Raw genomic sequence first — 26,760 nt, 5'->3', positions numbered from 1 at the left:
TGCCAATATGAAAAGTATCATAGAAAAAGATAACTGGAAAATCATTCAATACAGGTTTGACCCGGAGAAGCAGGAAGCTGCTGAAAGTATTTTCAGCATTGGAAACGGGAAGATGGGGCAACGGGCAAATTTCGAAGAATACTATAGCGGTGATTCCCTCCAGGGATCATATATTGCCGGCATTTATTATCCGGATAAAACCCGCGTAGGATGGTGGAAAAACGGGTACCCTGAATATTTTGCCAAAGTGCTGAATTCTCCTTCATTTATTCCGGTTCACGTAACAGTTGAAAATGAAGTGCTTGACCTGGCGACCTGGCAGGTGGTTGAGTTCGAGCGTGCTTTGGATATGCAAAAGGGTGTATTAAGCAGGTCATTTACTGCTGTTTCACCATTAGGGAAAAAGGTTCAGGTAAGAGCTGAGCGATTCTTAAGCATGGATGAACCGGAGGTGGCAGCTATAAAATATTCTATACTTTTACCTGATGGAGGTGCCAGTATTCTTATAAAACCAGGCATTGATGGTGATGTGAAAAACAGGGATTCCAATTATGATGAAATTTTCTGGAATATCCTTGAGACAGAGAATAAAACGCTTACCAATCACCTGGTGGCCCAGACGAAGAAACTGGATTTTAGAGTAGCATATTCCATGCATAATAAACTTTTTCTGAACCAGGTGGAACTGACTGCCACACCCAATCATATTGCCACAGATAAAAAAATTGAATCCGCTTATGAAGTGTATCTTGACAAAGGTCTTGAACTGATTCTTGAAAAGTATGTATCAGTCCTAAGTTCTTTGAATCATCCGGTGGAGAAGCTTCCAAGACTGGCAGTGGAAAAAGTAAAAAATGCGGCACGTACCGGTTATGTGCAATTAAAAGAGAACCATAAAGCATGGTGGGCAAAAAAGTGGCACGACAGCGATATTGCCATAAAGGGAGATGTGGCTGCACAACAGGGAATTCGCTTCAATATCTTTCAATTAAACCAGACCTACACCGGTGATGACCCGAGATTGAATGTTGGCCCGAAAGGTTTTACAGGTGAAAAATATGGTGGATCTACATACTGGGATACCGAAGCATATTGTGTGCCGTTCTTTCTTGGAACAGCTTCGTCTACGGTGACCAGGAATCTGTTATTATATCGTTACAAACATTTGGGAAAAGCCATTGAAAATGCAGGTAAATTAGGGTTTAATAACGGTGCAGCGTTGTATCCTATGGTGACCATGAATGGTGAAGAATGCCACAATGAATGGGAAATTACGTTTGAAGAAATTCACAGAAATGGTGCCATTGCCTACGCCATTTACAACTATACAACATATACCGGTGATAAAAGCTATCTGGAAGACTACGGGCTTGAGGTTCTTATTGGAATAGCACGTTTCTGGTCTTTGCGGATCAATTGGTCCGAAGAAAAGCAGAAATATGTAATACTTGGGGTTACTGGTCCGAATGAATACGAAAATAACGTTAATAACAACTGGTATACCAATTATATTGCCACCTGGTGTTTACGTTATACGATGGACGTTATCAGTGAATTGAAGGAATCAAGGCCTCAGAAATTACTTGCAGTTTTGGGCAAGACATCTTTCGACGAAGAAAAAGAGATTCGGAAATGGAAGGATATTACTGATAAAATGTATCTGCCTTACGATGAAGAGCGTGGTATATTTTTGCAACAGGATGGTTTTCTGGATAAAGAGGATAGTTTAGCTGAAGATATTCCAGCTTCAGAAAGACCAATTAACCAAAACTGGTCGTGGGACAGAATTCTTCGTTCATGTTTTATAAAACAGGCCGATGTCCTGCAGGGAATGTTCATTTTTGAACATGAATTTGACTACAATACGATAAAAGCCAACTATGAATTCTATGAACCGAGGTGCGTACATGAATCATCGCTGTCACCCTGTGTTCATAGTATACTGGCTACGAGTCTTGGTAAAATCGACAGAGCTTATGAACTTTATCTGCGTACTTCGCGGCTCGACCTTGACGATTACAACAAGGAGATTGCAGAGGGTCTACACATTACGAGTATGGCCGGAACCTGGATGTCCGTTGTAATAGGTTTTGGTGGAGTTAAAGTGCGGAATGGTAAATTATATATCAATCCTGTGCTTCCAAATGGCTGGACACAGTTCTCTTTTAAGATAAACTTCAGGGAGCGCATCCTTAGTGTAACCATAAATGAAAGTGGCGTAGAACTTTCACTTGAACAGGGAAGCGACCTCGAGCTATTTTTAAATGGAAATTTAATGGTGATAAACTAACAGTGCTTAAAAAGGGCATATTTGAGTATGTGTAATAAATAGGTATTACCTTTATAAGTATAAATAATTAGTTTATTGACCCAATTAAGAATTTAAAAGCAGGTATTCGGATGTAATTGCAGTAAAATTACCAGGAATGAAGCGAAACATTGGATTATACTTTTTCTTTTTATGGTTTGCCTTCTTTCCCGGCAATGCTAAAAATCGGTATATATCAAAAATTTACGACGGAAAAGATCTGTTAGTTTCAACAGATTCAGGAGAGTACATCCTGTCTGCTGTGAAAGAGAATATAATTAAAGTGTCTTTCCGAAATCACCGGATTTATTCCAATAGGACCTATGCACCTGTCATAGCAGGCACTCTGGAAACTCATTTAACAGAATTGAATAATGAACTGGTTTTGTCCACTGATGAAATAGATGTGCACATTAATAAATTCCCTGTCTCCATCAATTTTGTTTACAGGGGAGCATTAAAATTGGGTGGGTTAAAATTTGAAACTTCCACTGATACAATGATATACCGGTACAGGATGAAGTCGGATGAACAGATCTATGGCACAGGTGCAAGAGCTTTGCCACTTAATCGCAGGGGATACCGTTTTCAGTGCTATAACCAGGCAAACTATGGTTATGGCATGGGAGCTGATTTTCTTAATTATTCCATTCCGCTAATCATGTCCTCTGAAAAATACATGTTGCTGTTCGATAATCCAGCCAGAGCATGGTTCGATATCGGGAAGCGTGATGTGGATCGTTTTTCATTTGAAAGCCTGGGAGGAAATGCAACAGTTTACTTTTTTGCTGATGATTCGTATGATAAGCTGGTGTCTGATTATGTGAAATTTACCGGGATGCAACCTATGCCGCCGGTCTGGGCGCTCGGAAACCTGCAATCAAGATTTGGATATAGGTCACAGATGCAAACCGAAAATGTTGTGGATTCCATGCTTCAGGCTGGTTATCCAATGGATGCCATTATCCTTGATATTTTCTGGTTTGGCCCTCAGGTTCAGGATGGTTTAATGGGGAATTTGTCATGGGATGCAATACATTGGCCTGAACCGGAACGAATGATCCGTAAGTTCAGAGATCAGGGTGTGAAGACCATATTGATCAGTGAACCGTTTTTCACAAAAAAGTCAAATCATTATACCTCCCTGGATCAACACGGTTTATTTGGCAAAAATGCTGACGGAACAACCATGACACTCCCCAACTTTTACTTTGGCGAAGCCGGTTTGCTGGATATTTTTAATCCTGAAGCAGGAGACTGGTTGTGGCAGCAATACGATGCATTAAAACAGCAGGGCGTTGAAGGCTGGTGGTGCGATCTGGGAGAACCGGAAATTCATCCTGATTCCATGATTCATGTGAATGGAAAAGCATCGGAAGTACATGGTATTTACGGGCATAACTGGACTAAAGTGTTTTACGATCATTACCGGAAGGAGTATCCTGACGAACGTTTGTTTGTGTTAGGCCGGGCCGGTTATGCCGGGTCACAACGCTTTGGATTAGTTCCATGGTCTGGAGATGTGGGACGAACATGGAGTGGATTACGTGCGCAGATACCGGTGATGCTTGGCATGGGGCTGTCGGGTCTGGCTTATATGCATTCCGATGCCGGTGGCTTTGCCAGTGGAACGAAGAATCCTGAACTTTATACCCGGTGGTTGCAGTATGCTGTTTTTACGCCGGTATTTCGTCCGCATTCCGATTCGCATGCTGAACCGGAGCCCATCTATTATGCGGATTCCATTCAGGACATTGTCAGGCATTACATCAAGCTAAGGTATGCGATGTTGCCATATAATTACACTTTAGCATGGCAAAACCATCGTTCCGGAGAACCAATGGCAAAACCATTGTTCATGGTATATGATGATCCCGAACTGTCAGCTAACGACTCCATCTATTTCTGGGGTGACAATTTGTTGGTGGCGCCGGTCATGCGGTCAGGCACAGGCGTGCAAAAAGTTGTGCTGCCGGAAGGAACCTGGTATGATTTTCATACCGGAGATATGATAGAAGGTGGCAAAACTGTTGATGTTGCGGTTACTTTATCTGACATCCCCGTATTTGTAAAAGCAGGTAGTTTTATCCCCATGATTTCTCCAATTCAGTCTACTGAGGATTATAAAACCGATACTCTTATTGTTCACTTCTTTACTGACCCGGAACGTAAAGCATCAAACTTCATAATGTATGCAGACGACTGCCATACCTTTGGTGCTTATGAGAAGAACCAATATGAGTTGATTGATTTCACATATAAAAACGGCATTTTTACGGTTAAAAATTCAGGATATAATTACCCGGGCAGACCGCCACATCGACTGCTAAAATTTGTAGTCCATCAACCTGATTTTGAAAAAGTGAAAATCAACAGGAAATGGATAAAGACTGAAATAAAAGAAAAGACCACCTCAGTTATAGTCACCTTGCCTGCCAACCGGACCATTGAAATTCAAACCCGCTGATTTATTTTTTGTCTTTTAACTGGTAAAGTGCATTTGCAAACTCAATTCCCAAATCGATATAATCGGGACTGGTATAATGCCATGGATCAGAATATGAATATTTTTTGGTGGAACGGACAATCGTTGCATTGGCATCTGTCCGGGCAAATTTTTCCTCGCCATACTGAACCAGGTCACCATAAGGCCATGTTATGCCATTATTCTTCACTCCTGAATCAGATATTTTACCAATTACCACCGGAAGATCATTGGATCTGAAAGCCGCACGGATCAGTCCCATAAGTTGGTTCAGATTATCGTAATAGGCTGCAGCTACATCTTCGGTAAAATCACCATCCGATTCTCCCTGCATCCAGAAAATACCTGCCGGCACCAGCACGTCTTCAACGCCATCGCCATTGATATCATTTACTGCATAGGCATTTTTTACGGTTTCCAAAAAATGGTCATACTGATTAATGCCAGTCTTATCCGTGTAATTGGGGTCCCAGCTTCCGGCTCCTCTGGCTGCTCTCTGATCAATGGATGTACCGCCTCTGGAGTATTTTATCAAGGCTATATTCTGATCCGGATATAATGCCTGTAAACGTTGGGCAAGGGATAACTCTACGCCAAACCGGTCAGAATAGGTATTGGATGTGGCATCACTTTTTGTCCCACGTCCGTGACCCGGTTTCAGTTGTTCCCATATCCCGATTCCTCCGCCCGTTTCATTGTCTCTTGCTGTATTTCCCTGAAAGATCCATACATTTTTATTCGTCTTTTTCAGTGAATCGGGCAGATCTTTCACAAAACCATAACCGTCCATATTGGACTGGCCACCAAGGTAAAATACCATGATGGTATCTTTTACTGCTGTTTTCTTAGCTGATGCAAACGTTGGAATAAATAGTAAAACGGTTAATGCTGTAATTATTCGGTTTTTCATTATAGTATGTTTTATATTTTTTAGTCACCGGGTGAATATTGAAGTGTTACTATTCACCCGGAGACTAAATTAAGAACTTATTTTTTTAATTCTGTCCCAATCCTGTGAAAAATGCAATTTTACTTTTTCCAGTTCTTTTGGATCAATAAATGGCTTTGGATCAATCCATACCGAAGGAACAATCTTTGCAAGAAAGAGCAAGGAATATCTCAGAGTTCCTAAACCAATACGCCAGAAAAAATTTAGGAGTCCTGATTTAAACTTCCTGCGCTTGGTAAGGTTTACAGATTTTGCAACAGAGCGGATAACTTTCAACTGTTTCTCAGAATATGAGCGGTGTTTTCGGCTGTAATCAACAGACTCAGTATCAATTTCCGCATCCATAATCTTTGCAAGTTTTCGGATAAAACCTTTAGGATCGTTCCTTAAATCGTCGTATAAGAGCACCACCGGTTCTTTGGCAAAATAAGTTTTCAACAATTCAACCTGATGTGAATAATTCAGGTCTGAATTTTTGAAATAGCCTTTGTCTGACTCCAGATCAAAGAATGCTGAAAATGTTCCACTGAAACCGTTTTTTACAAAGCGTCTGTATTGCGAGGCAATATAACTGTCGTGTCGCCTGAATACGATAACCGGAGTTGTGTCGGGATAGGATTCTGTGAACCATGCAATTTCTTTTTCCAGCTGCTGATCGAATTCCCGTGAAATCAGAATTTTGTGAACTGCGGTTCTGGCAATAATCTTTTTTACCTTTTTATATCGTGTCCGCTGTATGTAATAAATATTGCGCAACTTTGGAAATACACGGTATTGCAGAAAGGTAGTGCCGGTTTTCCCGGTTCCCACATGAAAAAAGATTTGATGCTGTGTTGTATTGTTCATAACCCGCTTTCAGCACCAAAGATAGTATGATTTGCTTAAATGAGAAACGAAAGTACTGATGCTATTTTTCATCTCTAACCTGCAGTATCACATTCCCTATCTTTTGCTCAGATAACACATAAGTATAAGCTTTCCTGATTTCTTCCAAACGGAATGACCTGTCAATTAGTGGTTTGAATTTCCCTTGTTTCATCAGATCCAGTACTACCGCCAGACTGCCTTTTATATTTGTAGGCAGAGGGAATTTCACTTTCTTTCCTGAGGTAAAAGGAGAAATTAGCGCTAACAAAGGATTTTCGGAATGTGGACCAAGTTCCGATGAAATATATGTCCCGTTGGATTTAAGCAAAGGTTTACATTGTGAAAATGAACTTTTACCCACAGCGTCAAAAACAAAATCATACACTTCATGATCTTTGGTAAAATCTTCATTCTGATAATCAATGACACGATCTGCACCGAGGGTTTTTACAGTTGTCAGATGATCTGTTGGTGCTGTCGCTGTTACTTTTAATCCCTTGGCTTTTAGCAATTGAATGGCAGCTGACCCGATAGCTCCTGTTCCACCGTTAACCATCACTTTGTGATCCATAAAAAGAGAAACTTTATTAATAAAGTTCACGGCGTAATGCGCTCCTTCTGCGCATGCTGCAGCTTGTGTAAACGAAAATCCTTCAGGAACAGGAAAGATCGCCCTGTCCTCGCGTATTACCATAAATTCTGCCTGCGATGCCAGTCCGTTATCATCAAATCCCCACACTTTATCCCCACGTTTAAAAGCGGTTACACCAGTGCCAACCTCTTCAATCACGCCGGCAAAATCTGTTCCGGGTGTCTGATGTTTAGGTTTGCCAAAGCCGGTAAAGGCTTGTATTATAGCTGGCTTTCCACGTAAAATTCCACAATCTGTCCTGTTGACCGTTGTGGCATACACTTTAATCAAAAGTTCATTGAATTTTGGCACAGACACGGGAATATCACCAAGATTAAGGACATCGGGATAACCATATCGGGTGCGGAGTACTGCTTTCATGTTATGGGGCTTCAAGGTGTTGATCAATCAAAATCTGGTTACCGTCAGGGTCTGTGATCATAAAACTGGCCGGTCCTTTGGAATTTTCATCGGCTTCCATGTCAATAGCAATATCCTTAACCTTCAGTTCTTTCTGGATATCACGAATGTCGGTGAACTCATGCAGAGGCTGTGCTTTATCATTCCATCCGGGATTAAAGGTCAGAATATTTTTTTCAAACATTCCCTGAAACAACCCGATCAGAGTGGTATCGTTTTTCATGATCAGGTAATTTTTATCCGGATCACCTGCAAAAACCGTAAATCCAAGTTTTTCGTAAAACGCTTTTGACGTTTCCAGATCTTTCACGGACAGACTAACAGAAAATGCGCCTAACTTCATGGTACAGAATTTATTATTAAAACACCATGAGCAGGTAAATTGTTGAGTCTGGAGATCTAAATTTCTGAATTACTCAGGCTTAATTAGTATAACTCATATGCAAGTCAATAGAACCGGTTGCATTGTTGCTGGTATATTGTAACTTCCAGGTACCCTGCGCTGCAGAAAATGTTTCATTAATAGAAAATGTTTCAGGCCCTGCAAAGGAATTTTTATAAACTTCAGCTCCTGCCGGATCACTTAGAATAACTTCTACAGATTCTGTATGTACAACTACACTTCCGGTAAGAGAAATCAAATCTGCACCTTTATCTACATCCATAAGTGTAAGACCGCTGGAATTTGTGTTTATATCAGAATCAAAACCAAAGCTTACCGGGGATTTCTTTTCACAGGATGATATAACAACCATCAGAATGAATAGCATAAATAGTTTTTTCATGTTGTGTTTTTTGTACGGAGAAACGGACATAGCAGATATAAGTTACAAAAACAAATCAGAAATTTTGTCTTTGTTTAAACTATTAGTACCCAATCTCTTTAAATTGAGTTTCAATCTCAGGGATATTGGTGTTATAGTCTGAAGAGAGTCTGATGCGTTTTCCGTTTTTAAGCTGGATTTTTAAAATGAGTACAGACCTGAATTTCAGATCAATATTTGTCATTTTATCGGTTTTTTTTCTTTGAATAGTTGAAACTGCGTTGACAGAAAATCTGAATGTTTTAAACCTGTAAGGATATCTGATGGATATATGTTCGTTGTTAATCTCTACCTCTTTAATTCCGGATATAAAAATCAGGGCGGCACTAAAAATTATAATAAGAACGGAGCAATAAATTATCTCTGTCAGATTTCTGTAATCGATTCCGTAAGTAAATAATTGAATTATCAAAAGAGTAGCTGAGATAAATAAAGCTATCCCCGGGTATGCGATAGCTTTAAATGTATATCTGCTTTTGATTTTTTTCATTTTCTTATTCAATGTACAATGTCCTTGATTTAGGATATTTAACGAGGTAGTTTAGATTAAAAGTCTTCTCTTTAGCGGGGTTGAGCTCAAACTCCCATTTCAGTTCTCCTGTGTCGTTATTCATCTTTGCGCCGGACAAATCTTTAATTTCGATTTCAATTTCTTCATTTTTCGATACCGGAACCTGATCCAGGATAACCATGCTGATTTTCTGACTCTTATTGTTTTTCACATTTATTTCCCAGGCACGGCTAACTTCTTTTTTAGTTCCGATAAACTGTCTGCTGGTCTTGTCTTTGAGTAATTCTCTTTGAACCACAACATTTTTGTCTCTTCCAAGTGATACCTGTAATGTATCACCAGCATTTCTCACATCAAGGATCGTTTTACCGATGTAGGTTTCCTCAAAAAAGATATTGGCTTCACCTTCAAGAAAATTGTACTTACTCCAGTCTGTAATGTTTGCCAGCAGGAAGGCATCTTTGTCAACTTTTGGAATACAGAAATACTGGTAGTTTGCCGGCAAACTGTAATCTACCATTTCAACGGCATATGTTTTTTTATCTGACTTCAGTGAGTAAGGAACCGAGATCTCAAATTCAACAGTCGTTTGATTTTCGGTTTGAACAAATGGTACAGCTATACTTTCTTTATCTGCAATGTTCTTTTTGTTTCGGCTTCGTGAAATATCCAAACCTGCAATTCTACCCTGAAGAGCATCGCTTATACTGGTTGCTTCAACATCTCTAAAACTAACCTCACCTAATTCCTGAGCACTTTCATTTAGAGCGATATTAATTAATGGTTGATTTGCATCAACCGTCTTAGAGCTATACCCTATAAATGATATTTTTAACCGGTTAGAACCGGCAGGTAACATCAGGGAATAATGGCCATTGATATCAGCTACAGTTCCGATAGTCGTACCTTCTACTGATACGGAAGCACCGGGCAGAGGCTCACCTTTATTATCATATATGAAACCAGATACTTCAGAAATTATGCGCCCATAATTTGAGGGTCTGTAATTATAGCTGATATAATAGGGATTCAACGAGGGCATGACACCTGAAACATTGGGATCGGATGATGAAAACCTGATTTTAACATTCTCCCAATCCACTTTTGTATCCTGGTGCACATTGGCCTTGTATAGGATCTCCACGGGTTCAGATATGTTTTTAGCCCGGATATCATAAGACGGGAACCATCCTGCATTTGTGACAAGATAGGAAAGTTCAAATTCAGACTTGCTGTTTGTTTTGGATTCAATCTTAATTACAATTTCACCGGTTGGAAATCCGCGGTTATCCGATAGCTGGTTTCTCTGATTTTCAAGTTGCTGAATCTTTTTCTCTAACTGGTTAATATCGTCTTCCTGTTTAATTTCTTTTAATTTAAGCGCCTTAAGACGTTCCCCGTAAAATGCAGATGTTTCTTTCAGGTTCGTAATGCTTAATTCATTATTCCGTCCACTGATTATGCGGTTGTCATTCAGAAAATCGAGTTCTTTTCTGGTTATCGTAAGATAAGTCTGTGCCAACTTTAGTTGTTTCCTCAGTTCGAATATTTCAGCATGTAGTTTCTCAGCTTCTGCCAGATCTGGTTGATTGTTCATGTAATTCCTCTGTTGCGATACAGATTGTACCATCACCTTACCTTTGACTTTTACCTGGATGCTTTTTGAATCTATATAGGGTGAGAGATTTACAAAAACAATATTTGTTATTCCTGTCGGAACATCAACTGTCTTTTTGCGGGTTACCTGAGCACCATCCAGAAAAACGGTTACATCATTAACTTTGGAATCAATTTTTAGCTCCTGAATATCCTGAGCTATCACAAATGAAGAAACAATAAATAATAGCGTTAAGAAAGAGAATTTTGTTTTCATATGATGTTATATTTGGTAATTTGTTAACACGGCTCATTGACCATAAACTGCTAATTTAATAAATTAATTTATTTCCATTTAAACCATCAGCGTTTTCTACATATTTATTGTATTAATATTACAAGGTATGATATGTTTAAATTTAAATTAGCTCTTTGTCAGACACTTAATTAAATGATGGGTTTATTTAAAGATTTACATATCCATTCATTTGATATAAAAATCCATTATAAAATACTTCTATAGCTATACTTTTGGGATATTAATCATTGTATAAAACCACAGCAATGAATTTCTTTAGTACAGAACTTTAATTAATGAAATTATTAAATACACTTAGAAATGAATAAGAAAACTCCGTTTTTACTTTTATGCAGTTTACTTTTTACAGCTTTTAATGGATATGCCATTAATATAGAAGGTATAGTTTCGGATTTGCAACAAGAACCTATCCCTGGCGTAAATATCATGGTAAAAGGCACTTCTGATGGTACTGTTACAGATATTAATGGTAAGTATGAAATTACTGCAAATGATAATGACATTCTTGTCTTTTCGTTCATTGGTTTTCAAACAGAAGAAATTCCGGTAAATGGCAGTAATCAAATCAATGTAACATTAAAAACAAATCAGGAAGTACTGGATGAATTTGTCGTTGTAGGGTATGGTACATTACGAAAAAGCACACTTACAAATTCAGTAAGCAGAGTCACAGCTGAAGATTTTCAGCAGGGTACGGTATCAGATCCCATACAGTTATTAAGAGGGAAAGTTGCCGGTTTAAGTATAAATACTACATCCGGTGACCCGAACAATAATGGGGTACAAATGATGCTTCGGGGTGTTAGTACCTTAAGTGGAAATCAGGAGCCTCTTATTGTTATTGATGGGATCCCTGGCGGAAGCCTTAGTTCTGTTTCACAGGATGATATTGAATCGATTGATGTGCTTAAAGATGGTTCTGCTGCAGCTATATATGGTGTTAGGGGAACGAACGGAGTTATTTTGGTCAATACCAAAAAGGGAACAAGTAGCGGGAAAAACAGGATCGAATATAACGGTTATTTTGGTACGGAGCAGATTTCAAATAAAATACAGGTATTCAGTGCTGATGAATACAGAAATCTGGCAGAAACAACAGGTGGAGTATTTACGCCGGTAGATAACGGATATAATACCGACTGGTGGAATGAAGTTTCACAGTCACCGTTAAATCAGACCCATAACATTTCATTAAGAGGAGGAGATTCACATTCCAACTATTACGGATCGGTTACCTATACCGAAAAGGAAGGAATCATTAGGAATACTGAACAGAATCGCTTTACCACACGAGTTGGTTTTAATCACAATATGTTTGAGGATAAATTGCGGATCAACATGAACCTGTCAAACGTTAACGTTAAAGGTAATACCGTAAGTACTTCAGATGTACTTTTTGGAACACTAATCGCCAATCCAACAGATGCGGTATTTAATCCAAATACCGGAGAGTATCAGACTTTTGCCGGTGTTGCCAATCCTGTTCGTCTGGTGGATGAATTTAAAGAGGATATAGGTTGGAATGAGGTATTCATAAACGGAAAGATAACGGCAGAAATTATAGAAGGCTTGAACCTAAACCTGGTTGGTGGTTTTAAAAAGTTCAACCATTTGAATGGGTCCTATGCAACCCATAGTTTCGATCTTGATTTTACCGGACAGGCATGGAGAAATGCCAGTACAAATACCTCAAAAACACTGGAACTGTTTGGAAATTATTCAAAAAAAATCGGGAATCATGATTTTACAGCACTGGCAGGTTACAGCTATCAGGATTATGAGGGAGAAGGGTTCAATGCCTATAACTATAATTTCCCGAATGAATATTTTGGATATAACAGAATGGATCTCGGCTTAGCATTGTCAGAGGGTTTCGCATCAATGGGAAGCAGTAAAAGCCAAACCAGACTGGTTTCCTTTTTCGGACGCTTAAATTATAGCTTTAAGGAAAAATATCTGTTTGCCGCCAGCTTAAGGGCAGAGGGCTCATCAAAATTCGGTACCAATAACCGTTGGGGATATTTCCCTTCCGTATCTGCGGCATGGAGATTAAGCGAAGAGGGTTTTATGGAAAACATAACCTTTCTCGATGATTTGAAAATTAAAGTAGGATATGGTGTTACAGGAACAGAACCATCAAGTGCGAATCTTTCTAAACTGAGATTTACCTATGGAAATCCTGTATTCCTTGATGGTCAGTGGACGTATACCATATCACCTGTTGCAAATGCAAACCCGGATTTAAGATGGGAAACAAAACATGAACTTAATGCAGGTGTTGAGTTTGCTTTTTTAAAGGATAAACTTTCAGGTGAAGTGAATTATTATCAACGAAATACCAAAGATCTTATATATAGTTATAATGTACCGGTTCCTCCAAACCTTGCCCCTACTACAGTAGCTAATGTTGGAGCAATTAAAAATTCAGGAGTGGAGGTTGTATTATCCGGAAATGTTGTTAACACCAGGGACTTTGGATTAAGACTGACGGGTAATATGTCCTATAATACCAACATTCTTACAAAATTATCGAACAATCAGTACAAACGTGATTTTCTTGAACTTGGAAATACGGGAGCACCGGTTCAGAAGAATACACACTATCTGGAAGAAGGCGACGCAATCGGAAATTTTTATGGTTGGGTTAGCACGGGTTTGGATCCGAACGGTGAATGGATGACAGAAGGAGAATACGGGATTGACAGTTTAAGGCAGGTAATGGGGAATGGTATTCCTAAATACTTTGCAGGTTTTTCTATGGCTGCACGGTATAAAAAACTGGACCTGAGTGTTGAGTTAAGAGGCGCATTCGACTACCAGATATTAAATCAGTACAGAATGTTATGGGAAAACTTTATAAGAGGAACCCAATACAATTATCCGACTTCAATTCTTGATACTTATAACGGTCAGTACGTAAATACGGCCCAGGCTTATGTGAGTTACTATATCGAAAACGGCGACTATGTGAAGCTTGATAATGTTGCCATTGGGTATACGTTCAAATTTAAGAAAAATGTTAACTCACTGCGACTTTATCTTTCAGGACAGAATTTGTTCACGTTTACGAATTATAAGGGTGTAGATCCTGAAGTTAACTATAACGGACTTACTCCTGGCATCGACTATGTAGGAGGTTATCCTACCGTCAGGACATATACACTTGGATTAAAATTGAACCTGTAAAACCATACATTAAAATTAATAATCATGAAAATGAGAAACATATATATATTAAGTATCATAACATTTTTGTTCTGTTATTCCTGTACTGATCTGGACGTGCCTGTGCATGATGAATTGATAGCAGAAAACTATTATGCTAATTTTAGTGAAGATGATATTCCCGCAGCCATTGGTAAAGTCTATAGTGATTTAAGAAACTTGTATGCAGGAGGAAGCGTCCATAAAAATGGTTGCTGGTTATATACAAACGAAGAGGTGGGAGACCTTTGGATCACACCTAAAAGAGGTGGTGCATGGTATGATGCCGGAATTTATGTGAGATTAAACAATCACGAATGGAATATTGATGAACAACATTTCTTGCAGGACTGGCGTAGAGCATACTCGTCCATAAATAATTGTAACCGTTTGATTTATGAGTTTCGAGAACAGGAACTGAAAGATACCGCAATGGTTATGGCAGAATTAAAGGTTGCACGGGCATTTTGGTATTATACCTTGGTTGATATGTTCGGAAATGTGCCAGTAGTTACTCAATATGATGTACCGGACGATTATTTGCCTGCAACAAACTCAAGAGAGGAGGTATTTAATTTTGTGGTCAGTCAATTAGAGGAGAATATACCATATCTGAAGGAGGATGGATATGGAAGGTGGAATAAATACTCTGCTTCACAATTACTCGCTAAAACATATTTAAATGCTGAGGTCTGGGCTGGTAAGACATATTGGGATGAGGTTATAGCATTGTGCGATACTATCATTGAATCACAAAAATATGTATTGGAAGCAGATTACAGTACGCCTTTTAAAAGCGAAAACGAAAACTCAAAGGAAATCATAATGGGAGTTGCCAACGATGAGGTTTACCATGAAGATTTTCCCTGGAGGATGCATATGTGGACGATGCATTGGTGGTATAAATATCATGCGAATACCGAAACGTTTTTTTGGGGCGGTCCATGTGCCACACCTGACCTGGCCTGGAGTTATGACCCGGATGATCTGAGATATACAAAATCCTGGTTAGAGGGGCCACTTTATGATAATACAGGAGAAAAAACCGGTACAATAGGAGCACCACTTCTTTGTGATGGTTCCTGGGCAGCTGATGCCGGCAAACCAATAGTTCATACCAAGAATATCCGATCATTGGGAAGTGATGGAAGAACTACCGGTGAAGCCGATGGAGTGCGTATGCAGAAATATGAAATAAAGACGGGTGCAAAAAACAGGTTGGAAAACGATTTTGTCCTTTTCCGCTATGCAGATGTGTTTTTTATGAAGGCTGAAGCTATTTACCGGAAAAACGGAAAGGCTGCCAATCAGGAAGTTGTTGATTTGATAAATAAAGTCAGACAGAGGGCATTTACTGATTTTTCAGGTAATAATGTGTTAACGGCAGCACAGTTGAATGATAACCGGTTTTTACTTGAATATGCATGGGAATTTTGTCAGGAAGGGCACAGACGCCAGCAGCTGATCAGATTTGGTCAGTTTACAACAAAAAGGTGGTTTTGGCATACTCCGTCTAACGAAGATTACAGAAATCTTTTTCCGATTCCACGTGATGAGATCTTAGCGAATCCTAATCTGATTCAGAATCCGGGATACTAAAAATAACAGAGTTTTAACGATTTGGCATTATTCCCGAATTAATAAGATTTTAACAGATATGAGATTTAGAATAGACAAGGTGTTTTTTGTGGTAGTGTTGTTGGCTTTATTGAGCTGTTCTTCAAAGGATAATTCTGCCAATTATCGTAATAACAGATCTCCACTTATCACAAAACCATATATAGAATTACCTCTGGGTAATATCAAGGCCCGCGGATGGCTGCTTATGATGCTTGAGGCTCAGCGAACTGGTGCTACAGGTCATCTGGATGAACTCTATCCTCAGGTTATGAATCACCGAAACGGATGGCTTGGTGGTGACGGAGATCAATGGGAACGAGGTCCGTACTGGATTGACGGCTTACTTCCTTTAGCGTATATTCTTGAGGATACAGCACTTATCAATCTTACCAAACCCTGGGTTGAGTGGATGATCAGCAGTCAGCGTGAGGATGGTTATTTTGGCCCCTCAAAAGATTATGATAATAATGAACCGGGCTTGCAGCGGGATAATGCAGAAGACTGGTGGCCCAAAATGGTTGCATTGAAAATATTACAACAGTATTATTCGGCAACGGGAGATGACAGGGTGATCGATTTAATGACAAATTACTTCAAATATCAGTATAATAATCTGGAAAAGAAACCTTTGGATAACTGGACGTTCTGGGCCAGATACAGAGGAGGTGATAATCTGATGATGGTATATTGGTTATACAATATTACCGGAGAAAAGTATCTGCTTTTTCTAGCTCAGATGATCCATGAACAAACAGAAAATTTTACTGATGATTTTCTCGAAAGAGAAAGGCTGAGCCAGAAAGGATCAATCCACTGTGTTAATCTTGCGCAGGGATTTAAAGAACCTGTCATTTATTATCAACAATCAAAAGATCATCGCTATCTTGACGCCGTTAAGGTAGGATTAAAAGATCTCAGGAATTTTAATGGTTATCCCAACGGTATGTACGGTGGAGATGAGGCTTTGCACGGTAATAATCCGGTGCAGGGTATTGAGTTGTGTTCCGTCGTAGAATTTATGTATTCCCTGGAAAACATGTTGCAGATAACGGGCGATAATCAGTTCGCTGAACACCTTGAACGAATTGCTTTTAATGCTTTACCGGCACAGGTTACGGATGATTTTATGAACCGGCAGTATTTTCAACAGGTTAATCAGGTGAAAGTCAGCAAGCATATCAGAAATTTTGATATTAACCATAATGGTCTGGACAACTGTTTTGGACTGCTAAACGGTTACCCGTGTTGTACGTCAAATATGCATCAGGGATGGCCTAAATTTACGCAGAATCTATGGTATGCGACCGCAGATAAGGGTTTAGCCAAAGTTGTATATGCTCCTTCGAAGGTGCGTGCTCTTGTTGGAGATAGTGTAGAAGTATCACTGGTGGAAGACACGTATTATCCGTTTGAAAACTCAGTAAATATTTCAATTGAGAGTATGGAAAAATCAACACGATTTCCGCTTACACTCAGAATTCCGGAATGGTCATCCGAATGCTTTAAGGTAAAACTGAATGGTGAATTGCTGGAAGACGTGATAAAGGATGCCAACAACAATATTACAATTGACCGGCAGTGGCACAAAGGAGATAAGCTGGAGCTGAATTTCGCAGCCCGGGTTTCAATCTCAAGATGGTATGAAAACTCTGCAACTGTTGAACGCGGACCTTTGGTTTATGCATTGAAAATGGATGAGAAATGGAAACTTGTTGAAAATAAGGAGCACCAGGTTTGGCAGGGAAAGGAATATTGGACAGTAGATTCTGATTCACCCTGGAATTATGGGTTGATAGAGGTTCCTGATGATGAATTGGAAGAACATTATGAGGTGATAGAGTCCTTTAATGAAAATGTTTATCCGTGGAATACTGAAAATGCGCCGATCCGGATTAAAACAAAGGCAAAAAGATTGCCATTCTGGAAAGTATATAATGATATGACAGGGCCTTTGCCATACAGTATTATGTGGGGTCCTGAAGTCAGTGAAAAGAAGGAAGAGATAACATTGATTCCGTATGGATGTACGGCCTTAAGAATAACTGAATTTCCATTACTTGGAGAACATAAAGTTAAATAACAATATTATGAATAAATCTGTAGCATTACTTGCATTAACATCATTGTCTCTTTCATCCTGTATTAAAGAAAAAGAGACCAGACCTAATATTTTGTTAATTCTGGCTGATGATATGGGATATTCAGATCTGGGTTGTTTTGGCGGGGAGATGAATACGTACAATCTGGACAGGTTAGCTCATAACGGTGTACGTTTTACCCAGTTTTATAATACAGCCCGTTGCTGTCCCAGCAGGGCATCATTAATGACCGGTCTTTATCCGCATGAGTCAGGTGTAGGTTATATGTCTGATTTGAATGTAAGTCCGGGTTATCGTGGATATCTCAATGATTCATGTGCTACGATTGCTGAAGTGCTTGGTGATGCAGGGTATTTTACGGCTATGGTTGGGAAATGGCATATTGGTTCATTAAAAAAAGCCTGGCCGGAAAATCGCGGATTCCAGAAATTTTTTGGTATCCATCACTGGATTGATAGTTATTACGGTGTTCTGGATGATTCTGAAATTTATGAGGATGGCAGGATGGTGATACCTGTTACCGATAACCCTGAACTATACGCTGAAAATGGTAAGGAATGGTACACGACAGATGTATTTACCACTAAGGCAATGGAGTATATGGATGAGGCTCAGGCTGAAGGGAAACCATTTTTTCAGTATCTGGCTTATAACGCACCACACTGGCCTTTACATGCCCCAAAAGAAGTTGTTGAAAAATACATTGGGATGTATAAGAATGGCTATGAAGCGTTGAGAAAACAAAAATATGAGCAAATGATCCAAACGGGTATTATAAGCTCCGACTGGGAGCTGCCTCCTCAGACTACACCCGATTGGGAGAATTTATCTGAAGATGACAGGGAAACGCTGGATTTTTACAGAGCAATATATGCAGCTCAGATTGAAGTTTTGGATCAAAATATAGGCAGGATAGTTGAACATTTAAAGGAAAAAGGAATGCTGGATAATACCGTGATTATATTTTTATCTGATAACGGTTGTTCGGCGGAACCAATGAATAGTGATTTTGGGTTTTACTGGAATAAAAACAGAAAGGGCAACTATGATGAATGGCGTAAAAGCCCGTCCCGTAAAGGAGGAAGTCAGGGCAGAGTATGGAGTGTAACAAGCAATACGCCTTTCAGGAAAAATAAACGGTTTACGCATGAAGGAGGAATATCAGCCCCGCTTATCGTTTACTGGCCTGATGGCATAACTAATACTGACAGGATTAATAATAAGGCTTCACATTTAGTAGATATAATGGCTACCTGTGTGGATCTTGGAAAAGCGCAATACCCGGAGTCCGTAAAACCAATGAGGGGAATAAGTCTGGTGCCTGACCTCAGAGGGAAAGAGTCTTTGCCTCACGATTATATATTTTGGGAACATGAAGGCCACGGCGCATTGAGGAATGCTAAATGGAAAATAGTGAACCTGCATGCTAAAGATGCTACTTCCTGGGAGCTTTATGATATGGAAAAAGACAGGACAGAAATGCACGATTTATCGGATAAGTATCCGGAGATCAGGCAACAAATGATAAAAAAGTGGACTGAAATGGCATATGATACTAATGTATTGCCATGGCCGGATTGGTCAACTAAGACATATAATCCGGTAGAGAAGTAGTGCATAAAAAAGAGTGGAGAAGACAGACGTGATGATAGGAATAATGAAGATTAAAGCTAAAACAATGGATCTGATACTAAGTATAATAATTTCAGTGTTGCTACTCAGTTGTGAATCAGAGTCACCGAAGATACCTGAAGAGGAGGAACCAAATGATTCTGTAACCATGACCTATTGCAACTTTGAGGACAAGGTTCTGAGTTTCACAGAAAACAATAATACATCTTCGCTGGATTACCGTATTGTGTTTAACCCTGACAAAACTGGAATAAACGCAAGTGAAAAATGCGGGAGGGTTACAACAACGTCAGACCGTTTTGAACTTTTGTTATCCGAAAAGTTAAACCGCGAGTTTAATTTTCTGGAAAACGGTTACGCGTTTAAAATGAAAGTGTATGCTCCAAGCACCGGATATGTGTATTTTAAAGTGCAGAATGGAGGAGGAAAAGTGTTGAGTTCTGAGGTAAAAGTCTACCTGAATGCAGCAAATCAATGGAAGGAACTTGTCTTTGATTTTGAAAAACTGGCAGCACCTCCGGGGAGTGGTGAGATGTGTAAAATTGTTGTGTTGTTTGATGCCGATTCAGAAAAAAGCGGAGACATGTGGTATTTCGATGACATCACCGGACCTGGCAATAATCTTGTAACCACTGTGTTTAAGCGCTACGATTATAATCCGGTTCTTAGACGCTTTAAAGCCGGGAATCCTGACTGGCGGAATATTCATGTTGCCAATGCAACAATCCTGGAGCCCGGGAATACACCTGACGGTAAATGGAAAATGTATGTACGCGGAAGCGGTAATGTGCCGGAATATCATGACCAGATAGGATTATTGTATCAGGAAGCAGATAACTTTTCTCCGTTCGGCCCATGGATTGAATATGAAAACAACCCTGTATTACCCTATGGCGAACCCGGTTCTTACAGTGAAAGAAATGTGCTGGATTGTGCTCCGGTTATGGGTGAGAATGACGATATGTACCTCTTTTATAATGCAAAAGCATATACCGGTGTTGGCTCATTGGGAGGCTCCCATTCGTTGGATGGTGGTTTCTCATTTCAGAAATTCGATCAGCCTGTAAAAAGATATGTGGGGTGTAGTGATGCAATATACCATGATGGGAAATATTACCTCTTTTTTGGTGATGGAAACTGGGACGGAAGCAAGTTTGGGACTTTAAGACTATATGTCGGTGTTACCACAGATCCTACCGTATTGGATGAGAGTAATATTCATCTGGCCATAGATGTGGGCGGGGGTCCTGATAATTTTGACAGCTTTGCCGTGAACGGTGCAAGGGTATTCAGAATAAAGGGAATAGATAAGTGGTTTATGACATACCAGGGTAGCCGGAGGTATTTTGATTTTCCAAACAGATTTCATATTGCATATTCTGATGATCTGATCCACTGGACTAAGGTGGATAATGATAAACCTTTGTTTGAACGTGGCGATTATGGGAAATGGGATCAGGGAGGTATCTGGTACGGTGAAATATTTGAGTTCGAAGATAAGCTGTATTTGTATTATGAAGGCTGGGGACAGGACGGTATTGTGGCAGATCGTGATGTCGCATATTTTTCGGGAGGCTCGCAGACTGGCGCCGCATGGGTGTTAACGAGTGATTTTATTGAATGGACAGGGTTAGATATAAACAAGTAAGATAATTAACTTTTAAAATTAATGTTATGAAAACAAGACTACTATTATTATTCTTTTGTCTTTCTGCCGTAAATATTCTGGCAGCAGATTACGTTTACTGTGATTTTGAGACCAAAGATCTGAATTTTGCAACCAATAATTCCATTACTTACGAAGTAGTGGCGAATCCTGTAAGTGGAGGGATTAATACCAGTGCACATTGTGGGAAAGTTATTTCTGCCGGAGGTAAGTGGGAATTGATTTATTCGGCGTCAATGGAAGAATTTATTGACTTTAATGAAAGTAAGATTTTTAAAATGAAAGTATATTCTCCAAGAAGTGGTGTGCCGGTTTATTTTAAAGTCGAAGGTGGCGCTCCTGCAAAAGAAGTCACAACCGTAACAACGACGAAGGTTAATGAATGGGAGGAACTTATTTTTGATTTTACCTCACTGGATCCTCAAAGTATGGTCTATAATAAATTTGTATTATTGTTTGATGCGGGTAATGAAGGATCTGGCGAAACATTTTATTTTGATGATATTATCGGACCGGATGCGGCAACTGTAACAATTCCGGAAACAAATTTTATTACCTATAGTGATTTTGAAGATATAACACTCAATTTTACCCAGCAGAATACAGAAAACGATATGCAATACGAAGTGGTGGCTAATCCTGATAAATCGGGTATAAATACCAGTGACTACTGTGGTAAGCTTGTTACAACATCTGATAATTATGAACTGCTTGCATCTGATGTAATGGATACTCCATTTGATTTTGCACAGTATGGCTTTAAATTTAAAATGAAAGTCTATGCTCCTACAGTGGGAAATGTATATTTTAAAGTTCAGAATACCGAGGGAAGTTCTAATAAAGAGGCTCAATTGTATTGCCCTGTAGCAAATCAGTGGTACGAAATGGAATTTGACTTTGCAGATTTGTTACCTGCAAGCGGGGTTATGACGAAGATTATTTTGTTGTTTGATGCCAACTCTCCTGTTGAGGGAGATACATGGTATTTCGACGATATTCAGGGCCCTGGAGAAGATGCTACTGCAATTCAGCATATTGAAGTAAACCAGGCGTTAACCTACCCTAATCCCGTAGATAACAGGATCAATTTTTATGAAACACAGGAAAACGCGCTTGTTTCCATAACATCGTTAAATGGTAAAGTAGTATTCAAAGAAAGATTTACCGGAAACTCATTATCCGTATCAGAACTAAATCTGGATAATGGCATTTATTTTATAAGAATTAATGAGCAAACCGCAAGCTTTATTAAAAAGTAGGTACACAAACAGATATTCTTTTCATCAACGCATCGCCTCAAAAGCGATGCGTTTTTTGTTTACAACATTTGTTTCTAGATAATTGGAATTACCTGGCAATTCTAAAAGCAAGCGTTATGAGTATTCTGATGAGAGTAGAATTAGGCATTATAACCACAGCTGTCCGGCAAAAAGTATTACCGGTAGTGGGACATCGTTAAAATCTAAGGAGTGCGTATTAATATCGGGCTTGCTTTCAAAACATTAAAATCAATAATTTATGATCAATCAAAACCATTCCGGGTTCTGATTTCTCCCGGCACAATTGAATATTAATTCTGGCTGATTATGCTCTCACGGTATTTTTTGGGTGAGACATTAAAGTTTTTCTTAAAAGCCCGGCTGAAATAATAGGGATCACTAAAACCGGTTTCATAAGCAATCTCAGAGATACTCATTTGGGTTTCATTTAACAACTGAGCGGCTTTTTTTAAGCGTAAAATCTGTACAAACTCATTTGTTGATAAGCCGGTGATGGATTTCATCTTTCTGTACAGGGTTGATTTACTTAACCCAATTTCCTTGGCAAATTTATCTACATCAAATTCTGAATCGTTTAAATGTTCATTTACGGTATTAATTATTACCTGTAAAAGCTCTTCATCAGGATTTGAGAATGTTATTTCCTTAGGTGTAATATTTAAGTCCTTTTGGAATTTTTGTTTTAGAACGTAACTGTCTTTAAGTAAGTTGTTTATTCTTGATATGAGCAACTCAATATCAAAAGGTTTGGATAAATAAGCATCTGCCCCTGCTTTGTATCCGATTAATTTGTTTGTGTCATCAGACAGTACCGTTAAAAGAATGATTCTGATGTGGCTTGTTGTAAATGTGTTTTTTATTTTTGAACACAACTCATATCCGTTGAGTTTAGGCATCATAACATCACTTACAATAAGTTCCGGGTTTTCAGATTGTGCAAGTTTGTAGGCATCCAAACCATTCGAAGCAGTTAACAATGTGAACTTATTTTCTAAAGCATCACAAATAAAATCCCGTAATTCTTTTACATCTTCAACAATTAATATTTTGGGTTTAATATTTTCGTCAAAAATAGGATATGTCGGGTCAAGATCAATGTCCAGCGAAGGGTTATATCCCGGAACGGACTCGTTTTTGTGTTCCTCCAAAGAAAAGGTTTTGTCAAGATTTGTAGGAATCTTTACGATAAAGGACGTTTCTACATTTTCAAGACTAAAAACATTAATCGTTCCTTTATGCAATTCTACCAGTGTTTTTGTGTAAGCTAATCCAATGCCTGTTCCTTTGTTGAGTTCGTTATATTTATTCTGAGTAAAATCCCGGTCAAAGATTCGTGTTATTTTTTCGGGCGATAGTCCTGAACCGGAGTTTTTAACAAGTATCTTCAAAAAGTCATCATTTAAATAGACTTCAATTGAAATATAACCATTTTCTGGAGTATTCCCGAAAGCGTTCAGCAGAAGGTTATTAAGGATTTTCTCAAGTTTTACTGCATCCAGACAGATATATGAGACGGCATTTTCAATGTTAACCGTGAAATTAATTTTATTGGTCTCTGCCAGCCAGAAATAATTCTCACAGATGTCTTCTATGACCTCATTAATGTTGACGTTTTCCAGGCGTATATCCAGATGATCATTATCCACATTTTTAAACTCCAGCAGTTCGTTTATCAAATGCAATAACCGTTCAGTATTCTTTTTGATAAGATTATGATACCACACAAGTTGCTTGTTGGTCAGACTTTTATCACTTATGAGCCTGTTTACGGGACCTTTGATAAGCGTCAGTGGCGTTTTTAATTCATGCGAGATATTGGTAAAGAATTTTATTTTGGCATCGTTGATATCCTTGATTTTGAGTTTCTCGAGTTTTTCAATCTCCAGTGCATGTTTAACCTTGGTTCTTAAAAAAAGGAGGTACAGAATAAAAAAGACTATTGATACGCCTACAGAAATGAATATTACTTTGGCAAGGAAGGTTCCCCACCAGGGTGGTATTATAGTTATATTCAGTGATTTTTCATAGTTCTGCAGCTCTCCGAATTTGTCAACCGTTCTTACCCTGAAAGTATACGTCCCGGGGACGAGATTATTATAATTTGCTATTTTAGAATCGCCTACATAGTTCCAGGTATCATCAATACCATCCATCTTAATGGCATATTTTATTTTGTTGCTTTCCCTGAAATTAATGCCGACATATTTTATGCTGAAAGAAGAGAAATTATGATTGAGTTCAAGTTTATCAATATGATCTATACTTTCTCCCATTTCGGGAAAGTTATCTTTTCTGTTCGGAAATTCTATGGATGTGATATGCAACAGTGGCTGCATAACCTCGGTAGTCTGTAAATCAGGATTAATGACCACAAGTCCCTGTGTACTGCCAAAATATAGTTTCCCGTTAAATTTAGCGGCCGAGTTATAATTAAAGCGATTTGTTGGCAGTCCGTCGTGCGTAGTAAAAGTTTCTATTTTATTAAAGTCTTTTGTTTTGCATAATCCTTTGTTAGTCGTAAACCATATTGTATTACTGTTATCTTCTATTATACCGTAAATTGTATTGTCGGGGATCTTGTTTTCTGCAGTTGTCAGGTGTTTGTAAGTTCTGCTATCCGGATAATATACAATTAAACCCTGTTTTTCTGTGCCAATCAGAACAGTATTGCTGGTTGTAATTATCAGTGTTACTGTTCGGTTTACCGGAAGATCAATGTGATTTGGGGCGTAGTTGTTTTTTCTGTCAAGAAAATAAACTCCATTCTCAAAAGTACAAAGCCATATATTTCCGTCTTTGTCTTCTTTTATGTCCCAGATAAATTTTCCACCTAAAATATTTTCGTGTATACGTTCAAAAGTCTTGTTTGCATAATTAAACCGGTTTAAACCGCCTCTGGTTCCTACCCATAAGTTTTGGAACGAGTCGTTTACCAACGCATAAATGCTGTTGTTTGAAATGCTTTTCGGATCTTCGGAATTAACAAAGTGAACAAAGTCTCCGGAACCTTTGGCCAACAGATTCAGCCCTCCTGTAAACGTACCCACCCATAGGTTTCCTAAATGATCCATGCATAATGAATGGACGTTATCATATGATAAATTACTGTTGTTATGTGAATAATGTTCAAATATTCTTTTAGGTTGGTTGAATTTATTTACACCATTATCTTCTGTTCCTATCCACAGATTGTTCCCATCTTTTATTATTGGTCCGACAGCATTACCACTAATGTTATTTTTTGATCCGTCTGGCTGAAACGTATGAATAAACTCAGGACGGTTATAAAACACATTTACGCCACCAAAAAAAGTTCCGATCCATATATCTCCGTTTTGTTCTTTATAGAGACAATATATGGCATTATCATTTAATCCGTTATGGTATTCAAATTCTGATTTAACAGTCGTAAATTTATCTTTGTCCTGATCCAGAACAGATAAGCCATTTTCTGTTCCAAACCATATGGTATGGTCATTATTTTCAACAATTCCTCTTACGTAGTTATTGACAATCTGGTTAGGCTTATTTGTGTTCTGAATGTTTCGTACATATTCTTTGGTCCATGAATTGAATTTAGATGCACCAAATCCATTATACCCAACCCACAAGTAGCCTTGATGATCTTCATAAATTACATTAATCCCGGTGTAGTTTTTATTTTGTTGGTTTCTGAAATTTATGAAATGGTCATTTAAAGGGACATACATATAAAGCGAGCCATCGTTCCCACCAATCCAAAGCTGGTTTTTTGAATCGAAAAGTAATGCGTTCAAAACATTGGTGTTTAAGGAATTGTTTCTTGCATCACTGAAGTATCGTTTAAAGGTTTTTTTTGTTTGGTTAAATGAAAATAACCCGTCTCCGGTGGCAATCCAGAGATATCTTTTGTTATCTTCAGTTATTGCATTAATAAGATTCGACGAATTGCTTCCCAGAGAATCAAGAAAATATCGTTGAAACTTATTTGTTTTTCTTTGGTATTGGATCAAACCTTCGTTGGTTCCAAACCAGATATTTGAATTATTATCTTCGCTGATGCAATTGATATTAACATTTGAAATACCTGAAGAAGATTTAAAAACAAATGTTTCAAATTCATTACCATCATATCTGAAAGCGCCTTCCTGCGAACAAAACCACATAAACCCTTCAGAATCTTTAAAGATATCCCATATCCAGTTATAGTAGAGGCCTTCTTTATCGGTAATATGTTTGAAAGATATGTCCTGTGCAACACTGGACGTGATGGTAAAAAATATACCTAAAAAGGTTACTATGATTCTTTGGATTTGCATCGTAAGTAAAGCTAATACTTTTTATAAAATCTGGCAATTCAGCAACTGAAA

Annotated in this window: 16 protein-coding genes; 8 read left to right on the top strand and 8 right to left on the bottom strand. The window is 38.6% G+C overall.

Annotated features, from left to right (window positions below; translation table 11 throughout):
• The first annotated feature begins 7 nt into the window (after positions 1-7).
• Both ACE1ET_RS06315 and ACE1ET_RS06310 read left to right on the top strand, forming a co-directional pair.
• Complete coding sequence (locus ACE1ET_RS06315; RefSeq protein ID WP_375727528.1) at positions 8-2,290, top strand: family 65 glycosyl hydrolase domain-containing protein; 2,283 nt, start codon at positions 8-10, stop codon at positions 2,288-2,290.
• A 136-nt stretch (positions 2,291-2,426) separates the two neighbouring features.
• Positions 2,427-4,775: a glycoside hydrolase family 31 protein gene (locus tag ACE1ET_RS06310; protein ID WP_375727527.1), complete on the top strand. Its 2,349-nt coding sequence runs from the start codon at positions 2,427-2,429 to the stop codon at positions 4,773-4,775.
• A 1-nt stretch (position 4,776) separates the two neighbouring features.
• Here ACE1ET_RS06310 and ACE1ET_RS06305 read toward each other — a convergent pair whose 3' ends face one another.
• From ACE1ET_RS06305 to ACE1ET_RS06275, 7 genes are all read right to left on the bottom strand, one after another.
• Positions 4,777-5,703: a sialate O-acetylesterase gene (locus tag ACE1ET_RS06305; protein ID WP_375727526.1), complete on the bottom strand. Its 927-nt coding sequence runs from the start codon at positions 5,701-5,703 to the stop codon at positions 4,777-4,779.
• Between the two features lie 69 nt (positions 5,704-5,772).
• Positions 5,773-6,588, bottom strand: coding sequence for a hypothetical protein (locus ACE1ET_RS06300; RefSeq protein WP_375727525.1), 816 nt, complete (start codon positions 6,586-6,588; stop codon positions 5,773-5,775).
• A 61-nt stretch (positions 6,589-6,649) separates the two neighbouring features.
• Positions 6,650-7,621, bottom strand: coding sequence for an NAD(P)-dependent alcohol dehydrogenase (locus ACE1ET_RS06295; protein ID WP_375727524.1), 972 nt, complete (start codon positions 7,619-7,621; stop codon positions 6,650-6,652).
• A gap of 1 nt (position 7,622) precedes the next feature.
• Positions 7,623-8,003: a VOC family protein gene (locus ACE1ET_RS06290; protein WP_375727523.1), complete on the bottom strand. Its 381-nt coding sequence runs from the start codon at positions 8,001-8,003 to the stop codon at positions 7,623-7,625.
• A 79-nt stretch (positions 8,004-8,082) separates the two neighbouring features.
• Positions 8,083-8,445, bottom strand: a complete 363-nt coding sequence (locus tag ACE1ET_RS06285; RefSeq protein ID WP_375727522.1) for a hypothetical protein — start codon at positions 8,443-8,445, stop codon at positions 8,083-8,085.
• A gap of 82 nt (positions 8,446-8,527) precedes the next feature.
• Positions 8,528-8,974: a hypothetical protein gene (locus ACE1ET_RS06280; RefSeq protein ID WP_375727521.1), complete on the bottom strand. Its 447-nt coding sequence runs from the start codon at positions 8,972-8,974 to the stop codon at positions 8,528-8,530.
• Between the two features lie 4 nt (positions 8,975-8,978).
• Positions 8,979-10,868: a mucoidy inhibitor MuiA family protein gene (locus tag ACE1ET_RS06275; RefSeq protein ID WP_375727520.1), complete on the bottom strand. Its 1,890-nt coding sequence runs from the start codon at positions 10,866-10,868 to the stop codon at positions 8,979-8,981.
• 342 nt (positions 10,869-11,210) lie between these two features.
• Here ACE1ET_RS06275 and ACE1ET_RS06270 point away from each other — a divergent pair, with 342 nt between their 5' ends.
• From ACE1ET_RS06270 to ACE1ET_RS06245, 6 genes are read left to right on the top strand one after another with little or no spacing between them, the layout of a single operon-like run.
• Positions 11,211-14,096: a SusC/RagA family TonB-linked outer membrane protein gene (locus tag ACE1ET_RS06270; RefSeq protein WP_375727519.1), complete on the top strand. Its 2,886-nt coding sequence runs from the start codon at positions 11,211-11,213 to the stop codon at positions 14,094-14,096.
• A 24-nt stretch (positions 14,097-14,120) separates the two neighbouring features.
• Entirely contained in the window at positions 14,121-15,713 is a 1,593-nt protein-coding gene (locus ACE1ET_RS06265) for a RagB/SusD family nutrient uptake outer membrane protein (RefSeq protein ID WP_375727518.1), read from the top strand.
• 58 nt (positions 15,714-15,771) lie between these two features.
• The gene (locus ACE1ET_RS06260; protein ID WP_375727517.1) at positions 15,772-17,814 is read left to right on the top strand and encodes a beta-L-arabinofuranosidase domain-containing protein; all 2,043 of its coding nucleotides are present in this window, start codon (positions 15,772-15,774) and stop codon (positions 17,812-17,814) included.
• A gap of 7 nt (positions 17,815-17,821) precedes the next feature.
• Positions 17,822-19,447 carry an arylsulfatase gene (locus tag ACE1ET_RS06255; RefSeq protein WP_375727516.1) on the top strand — a complete coding sequence of 542 codons (1,626 nt, stop codon included), beginning with the start codon at positions 17,822-17,824 and terminating at the stop codon, positions 19,445-19,447.
• A gap of 13 nt (positions 19,448-19,460) precedes the next feature.
• A complete protein-coding gene (locus ACE1ET_RS06250) occupies positions 19,461-21,113 on the top strand; it encodes a glycoside hydrolase family protein (RefSeq protein ID WP_375727515.1) in 1,653 nt (550 codons plus the stop codon).
• A 26-nt stretch (positions 21,114-21,139) separates the two neighbouring features.
• Positions 21,140-22,390 carry a T9SS type A sorting domain-containing protein gene (locus ACE1ET_RS06245; RefSeq protein WP_375727514.1) on the top strand — a complete coding sequence of 417 codons (1,251 nt, stop codon included), beginning with the start codon at positions 21,140-21,142 and terminating at the stop codon, positions 22,388-22,390.
• Between the two features lie 311 nt (positions 22,391-22,701).
• Here the strand turns inward: ACE1ET_RS06245 and ACE1ET_RS06240 are convergent, their stop codons facing one another.
• Entirely contained in the window at positions 22,702-26,709 is a 4,008-nt protein-coding gene (locus ACE1ET_RS06240) for a hybrid sensor histidine kinase/response regulator transcription factor (protein WP_375727513.1), read from the bottom strand.
• Between the last annotated feature and the right edge of the window lie 51 nt (positions 26,710-26,760).

The organism is Quyinboa mangrovi, from assembly GCF_042219825.1.
In the GTDB taxonomy this organism is placed as follows: domain Bacteria; phylum Bacteroidota; class Bacteroidia; order Bacteroidales; family UBA5342; genus JBHJHP01.
Note: the sequence above shows the minus strand (reverse complement) of the source record. Positions and strands in the feature narration are given on the sequence as shown.